Origin of the sequence: Xanthomonas dyei, assembly GCF_002939865.1 — a bacterium.
Classification (GTDB): Bacteria; Pseudomonadota; Gammaproteobacteria; order Xanthomonadales; family Xanthomonadaceae; genus Xanthomonas; species Xanthomonas dyei.
Genome location: NZ_MDEE01000022.1, coordinates 1 through 18,327, shown reverse-complemented (window position 1 = coordinate 18,327; position 18,327 = coordinate 1). Strand labels below are relative to the sequence as shown.

Sequence of the window (18,327 nt, the reverse complement as noted above, 5' to 3'; positions counted from 1 at the left end):
ACCCGACCGATCCCCCGCTCACGCATCGCGCGTCCCGTAACCGGCGCCAGATCACCGAACCGCCCGGCTGGCCTGCCTATACTCAACTCTCCAGAAGATCCGACTCCCCGCCGGCGCCAGCCAAGGAGGCCGCATGTCTCGTCTCATCGCCCTATTTTTGCTCGCGGTGTCGCTGGCAACACTGAGCGCGGTCTCAGTCGCGGCCCCGATCGTCTACGGCGTCAACGCCCACGACAATCGCCCCGGCTACCCCATGAACCAGGCCGAGGCACGCTTCAAATTGCTGGCCGCGCGCAATCTGCGCAGCTACCGCTTCGATGTGGATCCGCGCGATTACGCAACGCTGGATGCGCTGGTCCCACTGGCGCGTCAGTACGGCATCACGCTACGCCCGATGGTCTACCCGATGTCGCGCGAGATCGGTTACCAACTGGCACGTCGCTATGCGGCCGACATCAAGGTCTGGGAGATCGGCAACGAACAGGACCTGGTGCGCGCCGAAGCCGATGCCCGCATCGCCGCGATGACCACCATGTATCTGGGCATGCGCCAGGCCTCCAATGAACTAGGCGCGGGCCTGCGCTTCACCATCAACATCACCGCCTGCAACAGCGACGACCGCAGCGCCAACGCGCGCTGCCCGGGCGACCGTAATGGCTCGCTCTGGTTTCTTGCCAAGGCCAAGGCCGCCGGCTTCGACTTCGACCACATCAGCTTCCACTATTACGCCTTCCACCACGATGCCGGCTACTGGACGGACTTATACCTGGGCCAGCTGCGCACGGCTGCGCAAACCTACAACACGCCGGTGTTCTTCAACGAGCTGAACTGCGCCGAGGTCTACACCGGCAACACCACCGGAGGCGCGGAAGGCGACCGCGGCTGCTACGACAGCCTGGCGCAGCTGCTGCGCAACGTACGCGCCAACTATGCCGACGTGGTTGCCGAGATCAATGTCTACGAGTTGCTGGACCAGACCACCATCCAGGGCGCAGAAGGCCATTTCGGCCTGATGTACGACCTGACGCGGCCCAAACCAACTCTTGATTTGCTCACCCGCTTTGCGCAACCGCCGGCCACCGCAGCGATGGCCGACGCGCCGGATTACTGACCGGAATACCCGTTGGTGATCGGGTAACGCCGCTCGCGACCAAACGCGCGCCGCGAGACCTTCGGCCCGGGCGCGGCCTGATGGCGCTTCCATTCGTTGATCCGCACCAGGCGCAGCACGTGTTCGACAGTGTCGGCGGCATAACCGGCGGAGACGATCTCATCGCGCGACTGCTCCTGGTCGACATAGCGGTATAGGATGCCGTCCAGCACATCGTAGGGCGGCAGCGAATCCTGGTCGGTCTGGTTGTCGCGCAGCTCGGCCGACGGCGGGCGCGAGATCACCGCCGGTGGAATGACCGGCGCACCGCCGACGGTATTGCGCCATTTCGCCAGGCCGAATACTTCGGTCTTGTAGAGATCCTTCAGCGGCGCGTAGCCACCGCACATGTCGCCATAAATGGTGGCGTAGCCCACTGCGTATTCGCTCTTGTTGCCGGTGGTCAGCAGCAGCCCGCCGAATTTATTGGACAGCGCCATCAGGATCACGCCACGGCTGCGCGACTGCAGATTCTCTTCGGTGACATCCGGCTGGGTACCTTCGAACATCGGCCCCAGCGCGGCGAGCAAGCCTTCGAAGGCCGGCTCGATCGCGATGGTTTCCAGCTTCACGCCCATCGCACGGCATTGCTCCTCGGCCAGATCGTTGGACAGACCGGCGGTGTAGCGCGACGGCAGCCGAACCGCGGTGACGTTATCGCCACCCAGCGCATCGACCGCCATCGCCAGCACCAGCGCCGAATCGATGCCGCCGGACAGGCCCAGCCACACCTTGCTGAAGCCGTTCTTGCGGCAATAATCCTGCAGGCCACGCACCACCGCGCGCCAGGCGAGCGCGTCCATGCTCTCGTCGCCATCGTCCACCCAGACCACCGGGGTGAAGCGGCGTTCGCCGGCGGCATAGTCCACCACCAGCCATTGATCGACAAAGGCGGCAGCGGCCGGATGCACGGTGCCGTCGCCATCGGCCACCACCGAGGCGCCATCGAACACCAGCGCGTCCTGGCCGCCGACCACGTTGAGATACGCAATCGCCGCCCCGCTCTCGCGCGTGCGCTCGGCCAATAGCGCATCGCGCTGCGCGTGCTTGCCGCGCTCGTACGGCGAGGCATTGGGGACCAGCACCAGCTCGGCGCCGGCATGCACCGTCTTGGCCAGCGGCTCGGCGAACCACAGGTCTTCGCAGATCACCACGCCCACCTGCACGCCTTTGACCGTGACCACGCAATTGTCGCCATCCGGATCCACATCGAAATAACGACGCTCGTCGAACACCGCGTAGTTGGGCAGTTCGCGCTTGCGGTAGGTCGCTTCGATGCGGCCATCGCGCAACACGCTGGCCGCGTTGTAGACCACGCTGCCGGCACTCTGCGGCCAGCCGACCACCGCGACGATGCCGCGCGCACTCGCCGCGATGCGCGTGAGTGCCTGCTCGCAGTGCGCCAGAAATCCGGGACGCAGCAGCAGATCTTCCGGCGGGTAGCCGCTGATCACCAGTTCGGGAAACAGCACGATATCCGCCTCGAACTCATCGCGTGCCGTGGATATGAACTCGATGATGCGATCGGTATTTTTTGCCACCGCCCCAACCGGGAAGTCGAACTGTGCCATGGCGATGCGGAGGGTCTGGGACATATCGGCAGCCTTTTGCGGTTCCTACCGAACGCCGGAAGGAGGAAGTGAAGAACGAGCGACGCACAGACGTTGCGCAATCGCGTCGCACACAGCGTCGGTGCGCGCCAGTACCGCATTATTCCAGAAGCGCAGCAGCTGGAAGCCCTCGCGCTGCAGGAAGACGTCGCGTATTGCATCGAAACAAGCGTTCAGATGCTGGCTGCCATCAAGTTCGACGATCAATGCGCAGTCCAGGCAGGCGAAATCGGCGATGTACGGCCCGACCGGACACTGCCTGCGAAACTTGAAGCCCAGCAAGCGCCGATCACGCAGGCGGTACCACAGCAAACGCTCGGCGGCAGTCATCTGGCGCCGCAAGGTTTTCGCGAATCGGATTTTTTCGCCAGCGCGCATTGGATGCATCGGGTTTTTGTCAGATCACAGCGTGTTATGGAACTGCCCGTGCCAGCGATCGGTTGCGATCGATTTGGGGTGTAGGGGAAAGCCGCCCTCACCCCTACCCCTCCCCCGCAAGCGGGAGAGGGGAAATCCAAGGCACCAAGCTAAAGTAGTCCGGCCCTGCTCCTGCTCCTGCTGCTGCTGCTGCTGCTGCTGCTGCTGCTGCTGCTGCTGCTCCTGCTCCTGCTCCTGCTCCTGCTGCTGCTCCTGCTGCTGCTCCTGCTGCTGCTCCCGCTCCGGCCATCTATCAGCCACGCAACTGTGTGCGTCACTCCCTTCTCCCGCATGCGGGAGAAGGTGCCCGAAGGGCGGATGAGGGAAGCACTACCGAGCCATAAAAAAAGGCCACCCGAAGGTGGCCTCTCTCAACTCGCAGGCTTACGCGCAGCGAGTACTTATTTCACCAGCGCAGCAATCGCCGCACCCAGATCGCCCGGCGAACGGACGGTCTTGACACCAGCGGCTTCCATCGCCGCGAACTTGCCTTCGGCGGTGCCCTTGCCTCCCGATGCGATCGCACCGGCGTGGCCCATGCGCTTGCCGGCCGGAGCCGACGCACCGGCGATGAAGCCGACCACCGGCTTCTTCACGAACTGCTTGATGTACTCGGCACCGGCTTCTTCGGCGTCGCCGCCGATCTCGCCGACCATGATGATGCCTTCGGTCTGCGGGTCTTCGTTGAACAGCTTGAGGCAGTCGACAAAGTTCAGGCCGTTGATCGGGTCGCCGCCGATGCCGATGCAGGTGCTCTGGCCCAGGCCCACTTCAGTGGTCTGCTTGACCGCTTCATAGGTCAGGGTGCCCGAACGCGACACGATGCCGATCTTGCCCGGCTTGTGGATGTGGCCCGGCATGATGCCGATCTTGCACTCGCCCGGGGTAATCACGCCGGGGCAGTTCGGCCCGATCAGCACGGTGTCCGGATGCGAGCGAGTCAGCACGTTCTTGACGCGCAGCATGTCCAGCACCGGGATGCCTTCGGTGATGCAGACGATGACCTTGATGCCGGCCGCAGCCGCTTCCAGGATCGCGTCGGCCGCATACGGCGGCGGCACGTAGATCACCGACGCATCGGCGCCGGTGCTCTGCACGGCGTCGGCCACGGTGTTGAACACCGGCAGGTCGATATGCGTGGTGCCGCCCTTGCCGGGGGTCACGCCGCCGACGACCTGGGTGCCGTACTCGATCATCTGAGTGGCGTGGAAGGTGCCCTGCTGGCCGGTGAAGCCCTGCACGATCACCTTGGTGTTCTTGTTAATCAAAACGGACATGGATAGTTCCTTCGGTGTCGTGAATCAGGCGGCGTTCTTGACAGCTTCAACGACCTTCTTGGCACCGTCGTTGATGTTGTCGGCCGGGATGATGGCCATGCCGCTGTCGCGCAGCAGCTGCTTGCCTTCTTCCACGTTGGTACCTTCCAGGCGCACCACGACCGGAACCTTGACGCCCACTTCCTTGACCGCAGCGATGATGCCTTCGGCAATCATGTCGCAGCGGACGATGCCGCCGAAGATGTTGACGAAGATGCCTTCGACCTTGGCCGAGGACAGGATCAGCTTGAACGCCTCGATGACGCGCTGCTTGTTCGCACCGCCGCCCACGTCCAGGAAGTTCGCCGGCTCGCCGCCATTGAGCTTGATGACGTCCATGGTGGCCATGGCCAGGCCTGCGCCGTTGACCATGCAACCGATGTTGCCGTCCATGGTGACGTAGTTGATGTCCAGCTCCGAAGCGGTCACTTCGGTCTCGTCTTCCTGCGTCTTGTCGCGCATGGCGATCAGCTGCTTCTGACGGAATGCGGCGTTGTCGTCGCTGTCGAACTTGCCGTCCAGCGCGTACAGGTTGCCGTCGTCCAGGATCGCCAGCGGGTTGATCTCAACCAGCGCCAGGTCCTTTTCGTTGAACAGCTTGTACAGGTTGACCATGATGCTGGCGAACTGGCCGGCCTGCTTGGCGTTCAGGCCGAGCTTGAAGCCGAAATCGCGACCGTGGTAGCCCTGCACGCCTTCGACGAAATCGACGTTGAGCGCGTGGATCAGCTCCGGCGTTTCGGCAGCGACCTGCTCGATCTCCACGCCGCCTTCGGACGAGGCGATGTAGGTGATGGTCTTGGTGCCGCGGTCGACTAGGATCGACAGATACAGCTCCTTGACGATCTCGCCGGCGGTGGTCACCAGCACCAGGTTGATCGGCAGCTCGACGCCGGCGGTCTGGTAGGTCGACATCTTGGTGCCGAGCATCTTGGCCGCTGCGGCCTTCACATCGTCGGTGGTCTTGCAGAACTTGACGCCGCCAGCCTTGCCGCGGCCGCCCGCGTGGATCTGCGCTTTCACCATCCAGGGGCCCTTGCCCAGGGAATTGGCGACTTCAACCGCTTCGTCCGGGGTCGCTGCGACCTTGCCGGCCGGAACGGGGATGCCGTACTCGGCAAGCAGCTGTTTTGACTGGTATTCGTGGAAATTCATGCGTCACCGTGGGAAAAGGAAACGACCGCTGCGTGCAACGCAGACCGCCGGGGCGGCACGTCGAAAGACGCGAACGGGCCGCCTATTGTGGCCGACCACGCCGTGCGGCGCAAAATTCGCCGGCATTGCCTGTCCGATCGCCGCGCTTGCGCGCCGCCCGACAATGTGCGCACGCGCTGTGCCCAGGACCGCACCTGCCTATACTCGCGGCTTGTTACGGCGGGGAATCGGCTTGACCTCCATTGCATCGCTCATCGCCCGGGTGCAGTCCGCGCCGCAGCGCGAGCTGTACTTCTTTTCGTTGTACCGGGTGCTGGTGGCCGGGCTGATCGCCGCATTGGTGTTCAGTCCCTTGTCCGACGCCATTCCCGAGCCGCGCTACCCGCGCCTGGCTGCCGGAGTGGCGATCGGCTACCTGTGCATGGCCATCCCGCTGTTGTTCTGGGGCCGCAGCGAACGCCGGCTGACCGCCACCGTGTTGTGCGCGGTGGTGGCCGACATCCTCGCCGCCACCCTGGCCACCCACGCCCTGCCCGGCGCCAGCGCCGGCATCGCGATGATGCTGCTATTCAACGTCGCCGCCGCCTCGATTCTGCTGCGACTGCGCTACGGCATGAGCGTGGCGGTGCTCGCCAGCATCGCCATCGTGCTCGAATATCTATGGACGCTGCTCGAAGGCGGCGCCACCCGCCCGCTGGCCGAGCTGGCGATGTTTGCCACCAGCTACGTGGCGGTGGCCTACATCTGCCAGCAGATCGCCGCGCGCGCGCGCAGCAACCAGGTGCTGGCCGAAGAACGCGGCGCGCAGGTCGCCAATCTGTACGAGATCAACGAGCTGATCATCCGGCGCATGCGCACCGGCGTACTGGTGGTCGACACGCATAACCGTATCACCCTGGCCAACGAGGCGGCACTGGCACTGCTTGGCGATGGCGACCAACGCAATGCGCCGGCGGATCTGTCGCTGGCCGCGCTCACCCCGGAACTGGCACGCAGGCTGCAGCGCTGGCGCAGCGGCTGGCGACAGGAAGAAGCGCCGCTGCAACTCGGTGCCGACCGTCCGGAAGTGCAGCCGCGCTTCGTGCGCCTGCTCGCCGACAGCGACATGGTGCTGGTGTTTCTGGACGATGCCACGGTGGTCTCGCGCCGCGCCGAATCGCTGACCTTGTCGGCCATGGGGCGGTTTTCGGCCAGCCTGGCCCACGAGATCCGCAACCCGCTGGCCGCGATCAGCTACGCCTCGCAATTGCTGGAAGAATCCCCCGACATCGGCGATGCCGACCGCCGCCTGCTGCAGATCATCCATCAGCAATGCCAGCGCACCAACGGCATCGTCGAAAGCGTCCTCGGCCTGGCCCGCCGCGAACGCGCCAGCCCGGAAAACCTGGATCTGGCCGCGTTCGTGCGTCGCTTCGTGGTCGAATATCGGCAGACCCTGTCGATGGAAACCGACATCCTTGAGGCCAGCATCCAGGGCAGCTCGGTACATGCCCTGGTCGACCCCAAGCACCTGTATCAAATTCTCACCGCCCTGGTCCATAACGCGCTCAAGTACGGCCGCGTCATGGACGAACCGGCTCGGGTAAAACTGCGCGTGGAGCGGCAGGAGCGCATGGCGGTGATCGATGTCGTCGATCGTGGCCCCGGCATCCCGGAGACGGTGGCCGCGCAACTGTTCCGCCCGTTCTACACCACCTCCGAACACGGCACCGGGCTCGGCCTGTACATCGCCCAGGAGCTGTGTCGCGCCAACCAGGCGCAACTGGACTATGTACCGGTTCCCGGTGGTGGAGCGTGTTTCCGGATTGCATTGCAGGGTCCCAATACCTTGCAGGGTAAGAGCAGCTAACAGAAGGACTGGGTACCCGCCGGGCGGGCGCGGCCGATGCTCGACGTCGGCATGCACCTCCAGTACGCCCCGTTTTCCTCCGCGCCTTCCGCGCCCACCTGACGTGCTCGCTATGTTTTTTGAGCCGCTCCAAGTGAGTTTGCCGATTCGGGCGTTTCGCGATTGCGTGTGTGGGCAGGGTTGGTTCGCCGCTGCTGTAGTGCGCGTGGGCATGCGTCCGAGATGCGGCGACGTCCACGCTGTAGTTTGGTCTACGGCCGATGCTTTCGAGAACAGTATGCCGATGCTCAAACGCTTGAAAACGGCTGAAAAAGCAGGTTTCACTCTCAGAAAAGGCCGCGTGCAAATAAGATCGCATGTGCCAAGGAAGCGCGCCGAGGCCTTGATTGCCGTCCAACAACGCGGGCCCGCGTTCCGACAGCTCCTTCGAACAGGCTTGCCGCGCCGTCGGTGCAGGCAATTGTCGATTGTCATCACGCTGGGCTATCGTGCGCACCATGAGCGAACCCAAAAGTGCCCTGGTTGTCGATGACGAGCGTGATATCCGCGAGTTGCTTGTTCTCACCCTGGGCCGCATGGGCCTGCGCATCAGCACCGCCGCCAACCTGGCCGAAGCGCGCGAGCTGCTGGCCAGCAACCCCTACGACCTGTGCCTGACCGACATGCGGCTGCCCGACGGCAACGGCATCGAACTGGTTACCGAAATCGCAAAGCACTATCCGCAAACGCCGGTCGCCATGATCACCGCGTTCGGCAGCATGGATCTGGCAGTGGAGGCCTTGAAGGCCGGCGCCTTCGACTTCGTCAGCAAGCCGGTGGACATCAGTGTGCTGCGCGGCCTGGTCAAGCACGCGCTGGAATTGAACAACCGCGACCGCCCTGCACCGCCCCCGCCGCCGCCCGAACAGGCCAGCCGTCTGCTTGGCGATTCGACCGCGATGGAGAGCCTGCGCGCCACCATCGGCAAGGTCGCGCGTAGCCAGGCGCCGGTGTATATCGTCGGCGAATCCGGCGTGGGCAAGGAGCTGGTGGCACGCACCATCCACGAGCAAGGCGCCCGCGCCGCCGGCCCGTTCGTGCCGGTGAACTGCGGCGCCATCCCCGCCGAACTGATGGAAAGCGAGTTCTTCGGCCACAAAAAGGGCAGCTTCACCGGCGCGCATGCCGACAAACCCGGCCTGTTCCAGGCCGCGCACGGCGGCACGCTGTTTCTGGACGAAGTGGCCGAGCTGCCGCTGCAGATGCAGGTCAAATTGCTGCGCGCGATCCAGGAAAAATCGGTGCGCCCGGTCGGCGCCTCCGGCGAAACGCTGGTGGACGTGCGCATCCTCTCGGCCACGCACAAGGACCTGGGCGACCTGGTCTCCGACGGCCGCTTCCGGCATGACCTTTACTACCGCATCAACGTGATCGAACTGCGCGTGCCGCCGCTGCGCGAGCGCAGTGGCGACCTGCCGCAACTGGCCGCCGCCATCATCGCGCGCCTGGCGCGCAGCCACGGCCGGCCGATTCCACTGCTGACCCAATCAGCCCTGGACGCGCTGAATACTTACGGCTTTCCGGGCAACGTCCGCGAGCTGGAAAACATCCTCGAACGCGCCCTGGCCCTGGCCGAAGACGACCAGATCAGCGCCACCGACCTGCGCCTACCCGCTCACGGCGGCCACCGCCTAGCCGCGACGCCCGGCAGCGCAGCGGTCGAACCGCGCGAAGCCGTGGTGGATATCGACCCCGCGTCGTCTGCACTACCCTCTTACATCGAGCAACTCGAGCGCGCCGCGATCCAGAAAGCTTTGGAAGAAAACCGCTGGAACAAGACCAAGACTGCCGCGCAGCTGGGCATTACCTTTCGGGCGCTGCGTTACAAGCTCAAGAAGTTGGGGATGGAGTAGAGAGGCCGGGATTGGGGATTGGTGATTGGGGGGATCGGGATCGGGATCGGGATCGGGATCGGGAAAACGTAGCAGCTTCGATTACTCTCGCGGAGCCGAAGCTGAGTCGATATCAGCACGCGCATGGCTCGCCTTCGATTCCCTAATTCCCAATCCGACTCCCCGCCGCTCGGCCCTTTACATCCACGCACCAAACTGCCCGAGGACGGCCCAAGGCAGCACCAACCCGCAACACGAAGCACGCTTAAGACCCTTCTCCCGCCTGCGGGAGAAGGTGCCCGAAGGGCGGATGAGGGCGCTCAGTCCTTGGTCACCCGATTGATCTCCGCCAGGCTGGTTACCCCATGCGAAGCCTTCATCAACGCCGACTGGCGCAGATCGCGGATACCTACCCTCTGTGCGGCCTCGGCAATCTGCATCGCATTGCCGCCTTCCAGCACGATCGCGCCGATCTCGTCGGTCATCGGCATGACCTGATAGATACCGGTACGACCCTTGTACCCCTCGGTACACTCATCGCAGCCCACCGCCTCATACAGCTCGATGTTCGCGATCTGCTCGGGCGTGAAGCCTTCCGCCAGCAGCGCATGCTCCGGCAGCGTCGACTTGCGCTTGCAGTTGTTGCACAGCCGCCGCGCCAGACGCTGCGCGATCACCAGCGTGACCGACGAGGTGATGTTGTAAGGCGCAATGCCCATATTCATCAGACGCGCGATGGTCTGCGGCGCATCGTTGGTATGCAGCGTCGACAGCACCATATGGCCGGTCTGCGCCGCCTTGATCGCGATCTCGGCTGTCTCAAGGTCGCGGATTTCGCCGACCATGATGATGTCCGGATCCTGGCGCAGGAACGAGCGCAGCGCCGCCGCAAACGTCATGCCGCGCTTGACGTTCTGCTGTACCTGATTCACGCCGGGCAAGCGGATTTCGACCGGATCCTCGGCCGTGGAAATATTGCGTGTCTCGTCGTTGAGGATGCCTAGCGCCGTATACAACGACACCGTCTTGCCCGAACCGGTCGGCCCGGTCACCAGCACCATGCCGTATGGCTTGTGGATCGCATCCAGGAACAGCTTCTGCTGGTCCGCCTCGTAGCCCAGCTTCTCGATACCCAGCTTGGCTGCACTGGCGTCCAAAATACGCAGCACCACCTTCTCGCCGAACAGCGTCGGCAAGGTACTCACACGGAAGTCGATCTGCTTGGTCTTGGACAGGTTGAGCTTGATGCGCCCGTCCTGCGGCACCCGCTTTTCCGCGATATCCAGCTGCGACATCACCTTCAGGCGCGCCGCAATGCGCTGACTCAACTTCACCGGCGCCTTGGCCACGTTCTTCAGCAACCCATCGATGCGCAAGCGCACCCGATAGTCGTCTTCATACGGCTCGAAATGGATGTCGGAGGCTCCCCGCCTGATCGCATCCACCAGCACCTTGTTGACGAACTTCACCACCGGCGTGTCGTCACCCTTGGCATCGACCCCGGAATCCCCGCCGGCGCCCATGTCCTCATCCCCGGACGACACGTCCAGGTCACCGATGTCGTCATCGTCATTGCCGAGCGATGAACCTAGCGACGCATTGCTTGCCTGCCACTGCTCAAGCGTCCGGCGGATCTGATCCTCATCGACCAGGATCGGCTCCACCACCAGATTGGTGTGAAACTTGATGTCGTCCAGCGCCCGGGTCTGGGTTGGGTTGCTCACCCCCACGAATAACCGGTTGCCGCGCTTGAACAGCGGCAGCACCTGGTACTTCTGGAGCAACTCCTCGCTGACCAGCTTGACCGCGTTCTGGTTGGCATCGAAAACAGACACGTCCATCAAGGGCATGCCGAACTCGACTGCGTTGGCAGCGGCAAGTTGAGGCGCTGAAACTAGTTTCTTATCGGAAAACCACTGCGGCAGAGGAATCTTTGCCGTTGACGCCTGCTCCATTGCTGAGCGGGCAACAGACTCGTCTATCACGCCATCTTGAACTAGACGCCGCGCGATACCGGTGATGCCAACCAAATTCTGATTCATCTAGGATCCCGATATCTGCCAAGAAGGCTGTAGAAGTAAAACACTCATCTCGGAGGATATCCAGTTAACAAGAGCCACCAGCTTTCAAGTGCCTCGCAAAGTCACGCCCCCTCAAACGACCGCCGAGGGATTTTTCACATCGGAGCAGATGCCGAAACAACCACATCACGGTTTTTATGGAAGTGCAATGAAACCAAGCATATGACACAGAAGCAAAACAAATGCTACTAAGGGCGAGCGCTTTGGTTACCCCTAACAGTTTGAATAATAAAAAAAGCCCGGGTCATACAACCCGGGCTTTTCTACACCAGCGATTAACCGAGGTTGTCGCAGTTCTTATCTTTATAGCGCGCGGTCGGCGAAGCGGTTACCGCGCAGACCCAGGTGATCTGGCCAGTCGAGTCGGTAGGAAGTGTCGCAGTGATGGTGACGGTGGTATCGGCAGTACCCGTCGTCTTGTTGCTCCCGGTCAATACCACGCCGGTACCCGACCCGACACAAACGCCAGTAAGCGTGCCATCACACAAAGCCGTGGTGGCTTTACCCGCTCCAAAGTTCTCGCCGACCTTAATCTTCTCCCCAGCCAAGCTGGCAACCGCATTGGCGATCTTGGCCTTGGAGGTGTAGTCACGGTACACCGGCAGCGCGATCGCGGCCAGGATGGCAATGATCGCGACGACGATCATCAATTCGATCAAGGTAAAGCCCTGTTGCTTCTTCATGCGTATGTCCCCTAGAGAGTGGTGATTTGTAAGATTGCGCCTTGAACTTGCGCTAGCACCCCGCAAGTTCTGCACAAAGGCATATGCAGATAGCGTGCCAACTTTCTTGTCCAGCCTCTCCAAGGGCGTCCGCAAGCAGCAAGACCTTCTGCGGCATAGCTTTGAAGCTCAAAGCCACAGCATGAGACGCCTTACCCGAAGTGACGCTATGGGTCACCTTTTGCGCAAGAAGGCAGCCCCCCTGAGGCAACCTGAGCTTTACGGCGGACCGCACGCACCTTCCTCAAAACCAGATACCATTACGAGCAAGAAGGCCTGGGGAAGGCCGGACCTGGGGATGTCACATGTCAGTTGCCCGTAACGCCGTCAAAAATCAGCCTGTAAGCAGGAACACATCGCTCCAGCAGCCGTTCGTGTGGGAGGGCACGGACAAACGTGGCGTCAAGATGAAAGGCGAGCAGACTGCTCGCAACGCGAACATGTTACGCGCAGAACTCCGGCGTCAAGGAATTACGCCTAGTGTAGTCAAGGCCAAGCCGAAGCCACTGTTCGGCGCTGCCGGGAAAAAGATAGGCACCAAAGATATCGCTTTTTTCAGCCGCCAGATGGCCACCATGATGAAGTCTGGCATCCCCATTGTGAGTTCACTGGAGATTATCGGCGAGGGCCATAAGAACCCGCGGATGAAACAGATGGTGGGCCAGGTGAGAGCCGATATCGAGGGCGGCTCATCGCTGCATGAATCCATCTCCAAACATCCCGTTCAATTTGACGAGCTCTACCGCAACCTGGTCCGCGCGGGCGAAGGAGCGGGCGTACTGGAAACAGTGTTAGACACGGTGGCGACCTATAAGGAAAACATCGAAGCTCTGAAAGGAAAAATCAAGAAGGCTCTTTTTTATCCAGCAATGGTAGTGGCAGTTGCCATTGTCGTGAGTGCAATCCTCTTGATCTTTGTGGTCCCGCAGTTCGAAGAAGTTTTCCAAAGTTTCGGCGCAGAACTGCCTGCATTTACACAAATCATCGTCAACGCCTCACGCTTCATGGTGGCCTACTGGTGGCTACTGCTATTGATCGCGGCGGGGTCTTTTTTTGGATTCATGTTTGCTTACAAACGCTCACTGCGTATGCAGCATGCGATGGACAGGCTGATCCTGAAATTTCCAATTATTGGTCAGATCATGCACAACAGCTCGATCGCCCGATTTGCCCGCACTACAGCGGTCACCTTCAAAGCTGGCGTCCCGCTGGTTGAAGCACTTGGCATTGTGGCTGGCGCAACGGGCAACAAGGTCTACGAAGAAGCCGTGCTAAGAATGCGCGACGACGTCTCCGTAGGCTACCCGGTCAACATGGCAATGAAGCAAGTCAATCTGTTCCCGCACATGGTGGTGCAGATGACGGCGATCGGTGAGGAGGCCGGCGCTCTAGACACCATGTTGTTCAAGGTCGCCGAGTATTTCGAGCAGGAGGTCAACAATGCCGTCGACGCGCTTAGCAGCTTGATGGAGCCATTGATCATGGTTTTTTTGGGCACCGTGGTAGGCGGCATGGTCATCGGCATGTATCTTCCGATCTTCAAACTCGGCGCAGTGGTTGGATAAGACGTAATGGCATTTCTCGACCAGCATCCCGGTCTCGGCTTTCCTGCCGCGGCCGGACTGGGACTGCTGATCGGCAGCTTCCTGAACGTGGTGATCCTGCGCTTGCCCAAGCGCATGGAGTGGCAGTGGCGGCGCGATGCGCGCGAAATCCTCGAGCTACCGGAGCTATACGAGCCGCCACCGCCGGGGATCGTGGTGGAGCCGTCCCATGATCCGGTCACCGGCGACAAGCTCAAGTGGTGGGAGAACGTTCCGCTCGTCAGCTGGTTGATGCTGCGCGGCAAGTCGCGTTACAGCGGCAAGCCGATTTCCATTCAGTACCCGCTGGTCGAGTTGCTCACCTCTATCCTTTGCGTGGCCAGCGTATGGCGCTTCGGCTTCGGCTGGCAGGGCTTCGGTGCGATCGTGCTGAGCTGCTTTTTGGTGGCGATGTCCGGCATCGACCTGCGCCACAAGCTGCTGCCGGACCAGCTGACCCTGCCGTTGATGTGGCTGGGGTTGGTCGGCTCGATGGATAACCTCTATATGCCCGCCAAGCCCGCCCTGCTGGGTGCGGCGGTCGGTTATGTGTCGCTGTGGACCGTGTGGTGGCTGTTCAAGCAGCTCACCGGCAAGGAAGGCATGGGCCACGGGGATTTCAAGCTGCTAGCTGCGCTCGGTGCCTGGTGCGGGCTGAAAGGCATCCTGCCGATCATCCTGATCTCTTCGCTGGTCGGCGCCATCCTCGGCTCGATCTGGCTGGCGGCCAAGGGTCGCGACCGCGCTACGCCGATCCCGTTCGGCCCCTACCTGGCCATCGCCGGCTGGGTGGTGTTCTTCTGGGGCAATGATCTAGTGGACGGCTACCTGCACTTCGCAGGCCTGCGTTGACCGGAGCACGACGATGAGCGACTTCATCGTCGGCCTCACCGGTGGCATTGCCTCTGGCAAAAGCGCGCTGGCCGCCGAGTTCGAGAAGCTGGGCGTGGCGGTGATCGATGCGGATGTTGTTGCACGGCAGGTGGTGGCGCATGGTCCTATCCTCGATGCCATTACCGAGCACTTCGGCCACGGGCTCCTGTTACCGGATGGGACACTGGACCGCCTAGCGCTGCGCCAGATCGTCTTCGCCGATCCAGCCCAACGGAAAGTGTTAGAAGCGATAACACATCCTGCCATCCGTGCGGAGCTGCAGCGCGCCGCCAAAGAAGCCTTGGGCCTCTATACGATCGTCGAAATTCCCCTGCTGACCGAAGCAGGCGGAAGAAACGCATATCCCTGGTTAAATCGCATTCTTGTTATCGATATGCCGGTTGCTCTGCAACATGCGCGTTTGATGCAGAGGGACGGTGCCACGCCAAAGTTGGCAGACCAGATGATTGCCACACAAGCTACGCGCGAGCAACGCCTGGCCATTGCCGATGATGTCGTTGTAAACAAAAGTCAGCTCGCGCACCTCACTCAAGCGGCCTATGACCTCGACATCCGTTATCGTCGCGATGCTGATTAATCTTTACGGGCCTTGCTGAAAGAGCCGACTAAGGCACCCCAACTCAAGCCATTCAAGATCACGCTTCGCCATACCGTCGCCCGAGTGACTCCTTCAAATCGAGACGCTCGCCGACACAATTGGCGAAGCTTCTAAAGACCCACGACGCTCACATTATCCCGAACTGCCAAATGGAATTAGCATGAAAGCCACCGTCAAAGGTCACATCCTACTTACTCTAAAGACCATCACTTCAATCCTCCCTCTCTTGTTTTTTTCGGAACCCGGCCTAGCTGCGAACGAGACAACGGAATACTGCTATGGAAGCTCATGCTTTCCATTGCTACAGCAGGCAGAGACAGAGATGCGCCGGAGAGTCGCCTACGGGTCAAGCCTGGAACGGTTTGGAACAGAAGCGCCTGAGGCACCCCAAGCAAACTCAGAAATAAATTACCTATATATCGCACCAGATAAACCTCCGACCAAGTTCCAGCCCGCCGGATATCGCATGGGCGGATGGGGCTACGAATTCATACCAGGATTTTGCACAAGATCCTCAAACCCGCATATTACAAACCTATGCGCCGACGAAGACGAGATCGCACTCAATATGAGTGATTATCATCGAAAACGCTCACCTGAATGCAGCTTTACGGGAACACGACTACGAGGCTTTTATGCAGAGCCATTCTACTATAGCAGCGCAGGCGGACCAGGCTACGGCGTTCTCACATTTAACGCACCTGATTTCAGGCGAATGGAGCACGAAATCAGCTGCGGGGAGGGAGACAACAGAACAGCTTGGTTCGATATTACAAAGATTCAAACTTATGACTGCCCTGCTGGATACAATGGAAAATGGGGATTCAATCCAGCATATGCTTCTCCCGGATCAGACCACATCGCAGATTGGCCAGACCTTTGTACGGCAGGAAAGCCAATAGAGCGCGTTACCAAAAAGAGGAGGCGAGGACCAAGTCAGACCCCGTCCTGCCCGGCCAATGAAAATCCGTGCTTCCCTGCCACTGGCGACAAGATGCGGATTGAACCCGACCTGTCGTTCGCAGGCCGCGAGTTCTCGCGTTATTATCATTCTCTTAAAGAACTGCAAGTTACAGCCGCAGTGGCGCATGGCTGGAGCCACACGTTTCTAGAACGTCTCAGCCATAGCAGTTCGTTTGACACACCTTATCTGTACACAGAGCAAGGATATCTGCAGCGATTCACTTCACTCGGCAACGGCTTTTATAGAGGCGATCAAAATGCAATGGATCGTCTGCAGCACCTGCCTGATGACTCATGGCTGTTGATCCGTGTGGATGGTGAGCGACGCACGTACTCCTCAACTGGCTACTTGCAGGAAATTTTATCTTCGAGAGGACCTGCTTACGATGTAGCGCTATCGTACAAATCTGGACAACTAGAAGCCGCAGTGGATGGAACTGGCAGAGCACTGCATTTCCAATATGAAAATGGGCTGCTGCGGCGCGTGTCGCTGGATGATGGCTCGGGTGCATTGTATGAATACGATCAAAGCAGGAACCTTACAAAAGTCACCTATCAGGATGGATCGTCCAGATCCTATCGATATGATGAGCAAGACCTTGCGCCAACCGACATTGAACATCTGCTCACCGGCATTTTTGATAACGATGTTCGCTATGCGACGTTCAGTTACGACGCCCTAGGAAACGTGAGCGGCAGCATGCTGCATGCTGGCTCGAACTTGGTGGACAAGACAGTCATCGCGTACTCCGCTGCAGGGCAAGCAACCGTGACAGGCCCTCTTGGCGAGGTGTCGGTCTACACACTATCTCCTGGACCCTTTCCGCAAGTGACAGGGATTACCAACTCTCGCGGCTCGCTTAGTTCGATCTTCGATGAACGAGGAAGGCCTAGAGGAGGTACGGATCGTAACGGCGTTTCAACGTATCGAGACTTCGTAGACACCGCAGATACCGGACTATTAGTCCGTGAGACCTTGTCTTCGCAGGCCGGACAACTGAGAACAACTGAGGTGACGCGTAATACTAATAACCGTATCGTCAGTCGCAACGTTATTTCACCATCCAGCACAGTCAGCGCCGAAACATCGACATACAACTCGCTAGGGTTGATCCTGTCATCGTGCCGCTATGACCCTGCGATTGCGCAACCATCGGTATACGAATGCGGCAGTCAATCGTCGGCGCCTGCGGGAGTGAGGCAGACAACCTATCAATACTGCGATGCATCCGGGCAAACGGGATGTCCGCAGGAGGGACTACTCCAGCAGACCACCGCGCGTGGACAGGCCGTTCGGTACGCCTACTTCGATGCTGATGATGTCGGCTGCGGTTCGCTCGGTGGCACATGCCTTCACCGCAAAGGCGACCTGCAAAAGACCATCAACGCCCTCGGCCAAACTACCGAGCACCTCGCCTACGATGGCGCAGGCCGCCCGCTGTCCATCAAGGACGCCAATGGCATCGTCACCGACTACAGCTACCACCCGCGCGGTTGGCTGACTGCCACCAAGGTGCGCGGAAGCGACGCGTCCGGCGAAGCCGATGACCGCATCACCCGCATCGACTATTGGCCCACCGGCCTGGTCAAGCAGGTCACCCAGCCCGATGGTGCGTTCACTGCCTTTACCTACGATGCGGCGCACCGGCTGACCGACATGACCGACAATGCGGGCAATACCCTGCATTACACGCTGGACAATGCCGGCAATCGCATCAAGGAAGACACCAAAGATGCGGCAGGCACGTTGAAGCGCACGCTCTCGCGCGTCTACAACCAGCTTGGCCAGCTCAAGACCCAGGCTACCGCGGCCAGCGATCCGACCGACTTCGAGTACGACGCCAACGGTAACCCCACCAAGGTCACCGATGCGTTGGCAACCGCTACGCAGAGCGAGTACGACCCGCTCAACCGCCTCTCGCGCACCCTGCAGGATGTGGCCGGCATCAAGGCCGACACCACCTTCGACTACGACGCGCTGGACAACCTCACCAAGGTCACCGACCCCAAGGGCCTGGACACCAAGTTGTAATGACCCACTGAAACTCTGCTCAGGTGTTAGTTTTCAGAGGAGACATCGATGAGTGCAGTGATGGACGAAGAACAGATCAAGCGCTG

General features: G+C 60.8%; 13 protein-coding genes, 1 other RNA gene and 1 pseudogene. 8 read left to right on the top strand and 7 right to left on the bottom strand.

Translation table 11 applies throughout. The annotated features are described in order from the left end of the window. Window positions 1–133: 133 nt before the first annotated feature. Entirely contained in the window at window positions 134–1,111 is a 978-nt protein-coding gene (locus tag XdyCFBP7245_RS14635; RefSeq protein WP_104616305.1) for a glycoside hydrolase family protein, read from the top strand. On the opposite strand, the gene XdyCFBP7245_RS14630 is transcribed toward XdyCFBP7245_RS14635, so the two are convergent. The 5 genes from XdyCFBP7245_RS14630 to sucC all read right to left on the bottom strand — a co-directional run bounded on the left by XdyCFBP7245_RS14630 (window position 1,105) and on the right by sucC (window position 5,648). Then, window positions 1,105–2,745 (bottom strand): NAD+ synthase, encoded by a 1,641-nt coding sequence (locus XdyCFBP7245_RS14630; protein WP_104616304.1) that lies wholly within the window; start codon window positions 2,743–2,745, stop codon window positions 1,105–1,107. The genes XdyCFBP7245_RS14635 and XdyCFBP7245_RS14630 overlap by 7 nt on opposite strands. Before the next feature lie 21 nt (window positions 2,746–2,766). After that, window positions 2,767–3,138 (bottom strand): endonuclease domain-containing protein, encoded by a 372-nt coding sequence (locus XdyCFBP7245_RS14625; protein ID WP_104616303.1) that lies wholly within the window; start codon window positions 3,136–3,138, stop codon window positions 2,767–2,769. A gap of 24 nt (window positions 3,139–3,162) precedes the next feature. Continuing rightward, window positions 3,163–3,438 carry a hypothetical protein gene (locus XdyCFBP7245_RS24285; RefSeq protein ID WP_211287707.1) on the bottom strand — a complete coding sequence of 92 codons (276 nt, stop codon included), beginning with the start codon at window positions 3,436–3,438 and terminating at the stop codon, window positions 3,163–3,165. Between the two features lie 140 nt (window positions 3,439–3,578). After that, the gene (gene sucD / locus XdyCFBP7245_RS14615; protein WP_011038208.1) at window positions 3,579–4,454 is read right to left on the bottom strand and encodes a succinate--CoA ligase subunit alpha; all 876 of its coding nucleotides are present in this window, start codon (window positions 4,452–4,454) and stop codon (window positions 3,579–3,581) included. Window positions 4,455–4,478: 24 nt separating this feature from the next. Beyond that, window positions 4,479–5,648 carry an ADP-forming succinate--CoA ligase subunit beta gene (gene sucC, locus XdyCFBP7245_RS14610; protein ID WP_104616302.1) on the bottom strand — a complete coding sequence of 390 codons (1,170 nt, stop codon included), beginning with the start codon at window positions 5,646–5,648 and terminating at the stop codon, window positions 4,479–4,481. A 232-nt stretch (window positions 5,649–5,880) separates the two neighbouring features. Here sucC and XdyCFBP7245_RS14605 point away from each other — a divergent pair, with 232 nt between their 5' ends. The 3 genes from XdyCFBP7245_RS14605 to XdyCFBP7245_RS14595 all read left to right on the top strand — a co-directional run bounded on the left by XdyCFBP7245_RS14605 (window position 5,881) and on the right by XdyCFBP7245_RS14595 (window position 9,389). Continuing rightward, the gene (locus tag XdyCFBP7245_RS14605) at window positions 5,881–7,497 is read left to right on the top strand and encodes a sensor histidine kinase (RefSeq protein WP_104616301.1); all 1,617 of its coding nucleotides are present in this window, start codon (window positions 5,881–5,883) and stop codon (window positions 7,495–7,497) included. Window positions 7,498–7,548: 51 nt separating this feature from the next. Next, window positions 7,549–7,623, top strand: a non-coding RNA gene (locus XdyCFBP7245_RS14600) — sX9 sRNA. A gap of 371 nt (window positions 7,624–7,994) precedes the next feature. Next, entirely contained in the window at window positions 7,995–9,389 is a 1,395-nt protein-coding gene (locus XdyCFBP7245_RS14595) for a sigma-54-dependent transcriptional regulator (protein ID WP_170068658.1), read from the top strand. A 299-nt stretch (window positions 9,390–9,688) separates the two neighbouring features. On the opposite strand, the gene pilB is transcribed toward XdyCFBP7245_RS14595, so the two are convergent. Further along, entirely contained in the window at window positions 9,689–11,410 is a 1,722-nt protein-coding gene (pilB, locus tag XdyCFBP7245_RS14590; RefSeq protein ID WP_104616299.1) for a type IV-A pilus assembly ATPase PilB, read from the bottom strand. Between the two features lie 314 nt (window positions 11,411–11,724). Then, complete coding sequence (locus XdyCFBP7245_RS24760; RefSeq protein ID WP_104616298.1) at window positions 11,725–12,132, bottom strand: prepilin-type N-terminal cleavage/methylation domain-containing protein; 408 nt, start codon at window positions 12,130–12,132, stop codon at window positions 11,725–11,727. Between the two features lie 344 nt (window positions 12,133–12,476). Between XdyCFBP7245_RS24760 and XdyCFBP7245_RS14580 the strand changes: the two genes are divergently transcribed. From XdyCFBP7245_RS14580 to XdyCFBP7245_RS24925, 4 genes and pseudogenes are all read left to right on the top strand, one after another. Continuing rightward, the gene (locus XdyCFBP7245_RS14580; protein WP_104616297.1) at window positions 12,477–13,736 is read left to right on the top strand and encodes a type II secretion system F family protein; all 1,260 of its coding nucleotides are present in this window, start codon (window positions 12,477–12,479) and stop codon (window positions 13,734–13,736) included. 6 nt (window positions 13,737–13,742) lie between these two features. Further along, window positions 13,743–14,606, top strand: coding sequence for a prepilin peptidase (locus XdyCFBP7245_RS14575; RefSeq protein WP_104616296.1), 864 nt, complete (start codon window positions 13,743–13,745; stop codon window positions 14,604–14,606). Between the two features lie 13 nt (window positions 14,607–14,619). Then, window positions 14,620–15,225, top strand: coding sequence for a dephospho-CoA kinase (coaE, locus tag XdyCFBP7245_RS14570; protein ID WP_104616295.1), 606 nt, complete (start codon window positions 14,620–14,622; stop codon window positions 15,223–15,225). 2,332 nt (window positions 15,226–17,557) lie between these two features. Further along, window positions 17,558–18,232: pseudogene (locus XdyCFBP7245_RS24925) on the top strand (hypothetical protein); the annotation flags it as partial. Window positions 18,233–18,327 lie beyond the last annotated feature (95 nt).

Excerpts from the sequence above, each read along its gene's own strand:
- XdyCFBP7245_RS14635 (WP_104616305.1), top strand. The coding sequence starts at position 134 with ATGTCTCGTCTCATCGCCCTATTTTTGCTCGCGGTGTCGCTGGCAACA.
- XdyCFBP7245_RS14630 (WP_104616304.1), bottom strand. The coding sequence starts at position 2,745 with ATGTCCCAGACCCTCCGCATCGCCATGGCACAGTTCGACTTCCCGGTT.
- XdyCFBP7245_RS14625 (WP_104616303.1), bottom strand. The coding sequence starts at position 3,138 with ATGCGCGCTGGCGAAAAAATCCGATTCGCGAAAACCTTGCGGCGCCAG.
- sucD (WP_011038208.1), bottom strand. The coding sequence starts at position 4,454 with ATGTCCGTTTTGATTAACAAGAACACCAAGGTGATCGTGCAGGGCTTC.
- sucC (WP_104616302.1), bottom strand. The coding sequence starts at position 5,648 with ATGAATTTCCACGAATACCAGTCAAAACAGCTGCTTGCCGAGTACGGC.
- XdyCFBP7245_RS14595 (WP_170068658.1), top strand. The coding sequence starts at position 7,995 with ATGAGCGAACCCAAAAGTGCCCTGGTTGTCGATGACGAGCGTGATATC.
- pilB (WP_104616299.1), bottom strand. The coding sequence starts at position 11,410 with ATGAATCAGAATTTGGTTGGCATCACCGGTATCGCGCGGCGTCTAGTT.
- XdyCFBP7245_RS24760 (WP_104616298.1), bottom strand. The coding sequence starts at position 12,132 with ATGAAGAAGCAACAGGGCTTTACCTTGATCGAATTGATGATCGTCGTC.
- XdyCFBP7245_RS14580 (WP_104616297.1), top strand. The coding sequence starts at position 12,477 with ATGTCAGTTGCCCGTAACGCCGTCAAAAATCAGCCTGTAAGCAGGAAC.
- XdyCFBP7245_RS14575 (WP_104616296.1), top strand. The coding sequence starts at position 13,743 with ATGGCATTTCTCGACCAGCATCCCGGTCTCGGCTTTCCTGCCGCGGCC.
- coaE (WP_104616295.1), top strand. The coding sequence starts at position 14,620 with ATGAGCGACTTCATCGTCGGCCTCACCGGTGGCATTGCCTCTGGCAAA.